The 6,155-nt window shown below is 68.2% G+C and carries 4 protein-coding genes and 1 pseudogene; 2 read left to right on the forward strand and 3 right to left on the reverse strand.

The window, feature by feature from the left end:
• Positions 1 to 60 precede the first annotated feature (60 nt).
• Together KJK29_RS39120 and KJK29_RS38630 are read left to right on the forward strand one after the other, a co-directional pair.
• A pseudogene (locus tag KJK29_RS39120) lies at positions 61 to 432 on the forward strand (tyrosine-type recombinase/integrase); the annotation flags it as partial.
• Positions 433 to 1,021: 589 nt separating this feature from the next.
• Positions 1,022 to 1,597 (forward strand): DUF6262 family protein, encoded by a 576-nt coding sequence (locus KJK29_RS38630; protein ID WP_251057645.1) that lies wholly within the window; start codon positions 1,022 to 1,024, stop codon positions 1,595 to 1,597.
• Between the two features lie 49 nt (positions 1,598 to 1,646).
• Here the strand turns inward: KJK29_RS38630 and KJK29_RS38635 are convergent, their stop codons facing one another.
• From KJK29_RS38635 to KJK29_RS39130, 3 genes are read right to left on the reverse strand one after another with little or no spacing between them, the layout of a single operon-like run.
• Positions 1,647 to 4,316, reverse strand: a complete 2,670-nt coding sequence (locus KJK29_RS38635) for a DEAD/DEAH box helicase (protein ID WP_215124075.1) — start codon at positions 4,314 to 4,316, stop codon at positions 1,647 to 1,649.
• The gene (locus tag KJK29_RS39125) at positions 4,313 to 4,669 is read right to left on the reverse strand and encodes a hypothetical protein (RefSeq protein ID WP_251058060.1); all 357 of its coding nucleotides are present in this window, start codon (positions 4,667 to 4,669) and stop codon (positions 4,313 to 4,315) included. The genes KJK29_RS38635 and KJK29_RS39125 overlap by 4 nt, the downstream gene beginning before the upstream one ends.
• A complete protein-coding gene (locus KJK29_RS39130) occupies positions 4,666 to 5,493 on the reverse strand; it encodes a hypothetical protein (RefSeq protein WP_251058061.1) in 828 nt (275 codons plus the stop codon). Before KJK29_RS39130 ends, KJK29_RS39125 begins: the two co-directional genes overlap by 4 nt.
• Positions 5,494 to 6,155: the final 662 nt, after the last annotated feature.

Consider the following 6,155-nt stretch of genomic DNA (forward strand, 5'->3'; position numbering starts at 1 on the left):
GACATCTGGGAGACCATCGTCGCCACCGGGCGCCGCTGCAGCGAGGTCGTCGGACTACGCCTGGACTGCATCGGCCGCTACCGCGGCCTGGCCATGCTGTGGCACGACCAGACCAAGGTCGGCAACTACAACGAGGGCATCCGCATCCCCGAGCCCGTCTACCAGTGCCTCGATGCCCGCCGAACCAAGACACTCCACCGCTTCGAAAAGCGCTACGGCCGCACCCCAACAGCCGCTGAACGCCCCGGCCTGGCCCTGTTCCCCTCCCGCATCCGCAACCCCAATGGCCGGCAGCCGATCTCCTACGGACACTTCAACCAGCGCTTCAAGACCTGGATCGCCGACCTCGACCTCGGCGGCGCCTACGTCGCCCACCAGGCCCGCCACACCCTGGCCACCAACCTGCTGCGCGCCGGCGCCACGCTCACCCACATCCGCCGCTACCTCGGCCAGCTCTCCGAACGTATGGCCGAGCACTACGTGAAGATCACCAACAGCGACCTCGAAGACGTCCTGAACACCATCTGGGTAGCCGGGCCCGGCGCACCCCACCCAGGCAAACTCCTCTCCGGCGACACCACCCCCATCGACCGCGAGACAGCCCTCGCCCTGGCCCTGGACCGCTCCCGCCGCAGCACCCCCACCGACGGCGGATTCTGCACCTACCAACCCGTCGTCGACGGCGGAGCCTGCCCCTGGAAACTCGACTGCGAGAACTGCGACAACTTCGTCCTCTCCGGCGCAGACCTCCTCTACTGGCGCCGCAAAGCCGAACAGTGGCGCTCCATAGCCGAGAACGCCCCCGACGACGCCACCGCCGACTACCTCCACACCGTCTTCGAACCCACCGCCAAAGCCATCAAAGGACTCGAACAGGCCCTGGCCGCCCTCGGCATCCTCGACGAAGCCCTCACCCTCGACCTGCGGCGCCCCCAGGACTACTTCCACCGCACCGGAGCACCGCCTTCCGCGCCCGAGACCTCGCAGCACTTCAGGCCCCCGACGACACCACAGGACAGCCATGAGCCCCCGCACCGACGCGGCCGTCCAAGCCCGCCGCCAAGCCACCCAGGAGATGCTCGAACGCCTCCAGACCGCCCTGACGGCCGCAGCACGCGACCACACGCCTGTCACCGTCGCAGCCCTCGCCCGTACTGCCCGCGTCTCACGTACCTTCCTCTATCAAAACCAGCAGGCCAGAGCCGTGATCGAACAGGCCACCCGCACAACCAGACCCCATCCCGGAGTCTCCAGCAGCGCCAGCCGCGCACAGCCCGCCTGGAAGGAACGTGCACTCAACGCCGCAGACGCACTCACCCAAGCCCAGCGCGAAATCCGCACCCAGCGCACCCGCATCGCAGAACTCCTCGGCAAGATCCGCGACCTCGAACACGATCTCCCCGAAGGCTCACTTCAGCGCATCGTCACCGAGAACACCACGCTGAAGCAGCACGTACGACAACTCACCCAGGACAACCAGCAGATCCAAGAACGCCTGACCAGCGCCCGCCAGAACAACCGCTTCATGGACAAACGCATCGCCGACCTTGAAGCCCAACTCGTTCCCTACCTCACCACCCCGCCCCCGCGCTTCTGACCCAGCCTCGGATCATTGCCAAACGGGACGGACCTTGCCGATGGGAGCGTCACGCCCACTCGATGCCCAGCTCCCGCAGTGCGTCGAGCTGGTCCTGGGCGAGCTTGTCCCGCCTAGATTTGGTGTTGGAGACCCACACACCCAATTTCACGGCCACCGGCTCCGTCTCGCTGTCGACCGCGATCTCTTCGCTGTGGCCGCGGGGTACAGGCCGGTGAGCACCTTCCCGTTCCACCCACTGCGCGAGAGCCGTCAGGCCGCGCTGGAACGCCTGCTGCGCCTTGCTCGGGCCCTTCGTCGCACGCGTAGCCGCAGGGGCCGGAGACGTCGCCTGGGCGGGCTTGATGCCCAGCTTGGACAGCCGCTCCTGCTGCTCGGTCGACAGCTGCGCCCAAGTAGCCGGCTGGGACTGCCGCTGGAGCCAGCGCCCGATATCGTCGCCGTCGAAGAGGACGCCCGGAGCGATGTCGGGCAGAGCGCCGTCGGCGTCGACGAGGTCGGCGAGGACGCGGTAGTGGCGTTGCCAGGCCAGTGGCCAGGGGCAGTTCCAGTCCGAGTCGATCGCCGCCAGCTGCTCCGCGCGCTCCGCCGCCCGCTCGGGGTCCTTTCCGAGGCCGCCCTTGCGGCGCAGGTTGGCCATGTGCTGCCCAACGGGTACCAGCCCCCCGGCCTCGCTCTCGCCCCACACCTGGTCCTGGCGGGGTGCGAGGTGGCCTGTGGCCTGCCGGTAGGAGCGGAGTGCGGCGAGTTTGTTCTCCCACGCCTCTTCGCCCGGCTCCCAGATCATCCCGGCCTCGGGAGCGTCCAAGAGCTCCTTGCGCCGCGGCTCCAGTTCCCCGGCCCGCAGTGCCTTTCGCTGCTGGTGCACCCACCTCCCCAGCGGGAAAGCCTTTGTCACGCCGACCTCGACCTCGGTGTCGTAGGGGACGGCGTAGAGGCCGGGGATGTGGTGCTTCTTCCGCCAGTGGATGAGGGCTTGGTAGCCCTCCAGCCACACCAGGGACTCCGGCCGGTAGACCCGGGTGCGCAGGAAGGCCGCGATGGTCGCCGCGTCGCGCGGGCTGGAGAAGTGGAGCAGGGCCGACTCTGCAACGGCGTCGGTGTCGTCCTGTTCCTCGTCCTGGCCATCGCCCGCGCCGCCGGCCCCGATGATCTGGCCGTCCTCATCGCGCCGGACGTGCACCTTGCGCTTCCCGCTACTCAGGGCCCGGGAGGCGAGCTGCTCGACAAGTCGTTCATCATGACTGCGGAGGCCTTGCAAAACGGCTACAAGGGGGCGAAAACTGGCGGAGGCGACCATGTCAGTGGGGTCCTCGCCGGACTCCAGGAACACCGGCACGATGATGCGGGCGATCTTCGTGCTGCCGTCGCGGTTGAGCCTGAGCGCTCGGCCGATGTTCTGCACGATCTCCACCTGCGAACCGCGGGTGTCGGCGAAGCAGAGGGCTTCCACGCCCCGCTCGCCAGTGATGTCGACGCCTTCTCCGAGCACGCGACAGCTTGCGAGGAACGCGCGGTGGACCCGGCGGCCAGCTGCGTCGATGCCGTTGGCGAACTGCCGCAGCACCTCGCGCCGTTCGGCCACCAGGTGGTCGCCGCACAGCCATGCCGACCACACGCGGTCCGGCGGGACATGGCGACCGGCCTCCAGCTCGTAGAACTCCGCGTCGATCGACGATGCGGGGAGTCGGCCCGCGGCGGCCAAGTCGCCGTCGGAGGCGTCGTTGACGTACAGCTCCGCGGCCGTCTCCGGCATCTTCTCCGCGAAAGCCGCCGCCTCCTCCACCTTCTGATGGAAAGTCATGACTGTACGGAGGTTGTGCGCGGCGGCGTGCTCCAGGATCGCGGTCTGCAGAAGCGCCAGGCGTCGGCCCCGCTGTGCTTCCTCCGATTCCCCGAGGACCGGGGAGGGGTCGCGGATCTCCAGCACGTCGATCTCGAACCCGGCGAGGATCGCTCGTTCGATCGCCTCGCTCAGCCCGAGCTCAGCCAGCCACGGGCCGTAGGTTTCCGAGTCCTGGCCCATGGTCGCGATCTCCACCTCCTGACCGTCCGTGCCCTTCTGCGGCCGGGGCGCGGCGAGGATGCGCGGGGTCGCGGTCAGGTACAGCCGGAAGTCGGCGGGGATACGGGCGTTGTCGTGGATCGCCGCCCATGGCCTGCCAAGATCGCCTGCGGTTGAGTGGGCTTCGTCGATGATGGCGAGCGAAAAACCGTCCATGCGCTGGCCGTACAGCCGCTCCCCGCCCGTCAGGGCTGCCTCCAGCGGCCCGCGAGTGCGTCCCTGGCCCGTCGGGTCGTCGAAGTCCTCGCGGTCCACGAGAGAGGCGTACGTGGCGAACACGATGACCGGTCCGTGCCCGGCCCACAGGGCGAGCTGGATGGGGTTGGTGGTGGTGCGCACGCCCAGCTCGTTCAGGACCGGGTCGTTTTCCAGCGAGCACACCGCGACCATGGGGGAGCGGTGCCCCACGGCCCGCCACGCCTGGGCGGTCTGCACGAGCAGGTCCAGGGTCGGCACGGTCACGAGGATCCGGCCTTCGGGGAAGCACTCCAGTGCACTCGCGGCGGCCATGATCGTTTTTCCGGAGCCGGTCGCTGACACGATCGTGCCACGGGCACCCTGTGGGGGCACAGATGATCTTGCAGGGAATCCGACCCACTTACGGAAACGCGACTTCTGGTCGATCTGGTGTTTCTTGAGTGGAATCCTGCTCATCGCCCTTCCCCCTCTCCCGTGTCGTACAGCCAGCTGCCGTGAAGCCTTTCCAGTGCGGTTTCCTCCTGGCCGCGCTTCGTCCAGATCCCTTCGAGCCAGAGCGGGGTCGTCTCGATCCTCTCGCACAGCACGAAGGACCCGGGCAGGTCGATCAGCACGAGCTCGCCCGCGAACATGCCGCCCGGCCCGTAGCGGCGCCACAGCCGCTCCAGCCGCGCCCGGTGCTCGTGCAGGTATGCGTCCAGCGTCTGCGGGTAGGTTTCCGGCTCCGCCAGGTGCACGGTTCGCAGGGCGATGTCCACGAGCTCCTGGGACGACTTCTGGTCCCACTGCTCGGAGGTGGTGCCGGTCACGGCGGCATAGTGCTGCTCGCACACGGCGAGGACGCGCTCGATGAGCTCCGCCGGCGCGTCGCTCTCCTCGTCACGAAGGAAGGCCGACCAACACCCGTGTGCCGATCGGGCAGGGCGTGCAGTTCGCCGGTGCCGGCGCTCGCCTCCACCAGGTCCAGGCCGTGGTCGGCGAGGTGAGCCAGGAGCAAGCGAGACAGGACCTCCCCGTCCCGGGCGTGCAGCTGAGCGTTGTCCTCTCCGCTGTCGGGGGAGACGATCGCGCGAGTGAGGACGGTGTCGAAGAAGAACTCGGACAGGACCTCGATCAACTCCGGGCGGGCAGATGCTGGCTGATCGTCCAGGGCGGCAACAGCGGCGTCCATGACCGCAGTGAGGAACAGCCCGCGAGCGCCCTGCAGTTGACGCGCCTCGCTCTGCGGGCTCTCCTCGACGGCCTCCACCACGCGGTACAGGCCCTGATCCCCGTACAAGCCACCCGGCTTCTCCTTCGCCCGGCGCACCTTCGCCACGGCCTCCTCAACGGACCGCGCATAGGTGTAGTTCGTCACCACCGAGGCCCCGGGATGCGCCGGGTCAGTCCGCTGCGCCACGATCCGATAGCGGATCAGCCCGGAGTCAGACTCCACTGCCCCACCGCTCGCACCTTCCTGACGGTCCCGCAGCGCCTGGTGCCAGCGGTCCGCCTGCGCATCCCTCTCGGGAGAGTAGTCGTCCCACGCCGTGCCACCCATCAAGGTCCAGATGCGCCGCAACTCGTTCCGCCGAACCGCCGCCAGCAGCTCCTCCGTACTGAGTGGCCTCGGGTGACCCTCGCGGCTTTCCAAACCACCCGCAGCTCCTCCGTACTGAGTGGCCTCGGGTGACCCTCGCGGCTTTCCAAACCACCCGCAGCCACCAACCGTTCGCGGATCTGTTCCGCCGTAAATCCAGTAACCTCACGCTGGATTTCCTCCCGCACCTTGAGGCGCATTTCGACGCTCAGCAAATTCGTACCCTCCTTCAAGACTCGCCCCAAGTGGTTGGTGGGAGTCCCGTGTTTCCGCCAACGGTACATGCTGCATCAACCTGATGCAGCCGCTACACTAGAACCCACACGAACGAGCGACCCCCGCCCCTTATAGCCAGCCCCGCCCGCGCCAGCGGGCCCCAAAGGGACTGGAGGCGCAGCCGAAAGGACCGTCAGGCGGGGGAGCGCAGCGGACTCGCCGATCAGGCTGGAGCGAAGCGGAAGCCTGGTAGCGGGACAGAGTCCCGCCGGTCCGGGAGCGCAGCGGACGGACCGTCACCCTGCTTGCGCAGCAAGCAGGGTGTGCGGGTGGCGCAGCCACCCGCCAGCGCTCACGCGGAGCGTGAGCGCAACACCCGTGCGCAACACCCGTGCGCAGCACGGGTGTTCGCTTGCACATCGCGCAGCGATGGGACACCCGCTCCGCGGGAAGGTGCTGAAGAAGTTGTCGGTGTCTTTGTGTTAACCTTAGCAATACGT

The organism is Streptomyces koelreuteriae (assembly GCF_018604545.1).
GTDB classification, from domain to species: domain Bacteria; phylum Actinomycetota; class Actinomycetes; order Streptomycetales; family Streptomycetaceae; genus Streptomyces; species Streptomyces koelreuteriae.

What these genes read in the sequence shown, in the direction of transcription:
- KJK29_RS38630 (WP_251057645.1), top strand. Translation starts at nt 1,022, where the DNA reads ATGAGCCCCCGCACCGACGCGGCCGTCCAAGCCCGCCGCCAAGCCACC.
- KJK29_RS38635 (WP_215124075.1), bottom strand. Translation starts at nt 4,316, where the DNA reads ATGAGCAGGATTCCACTCAAGAAACACCAGATCGACCAGAAGTCGCGT.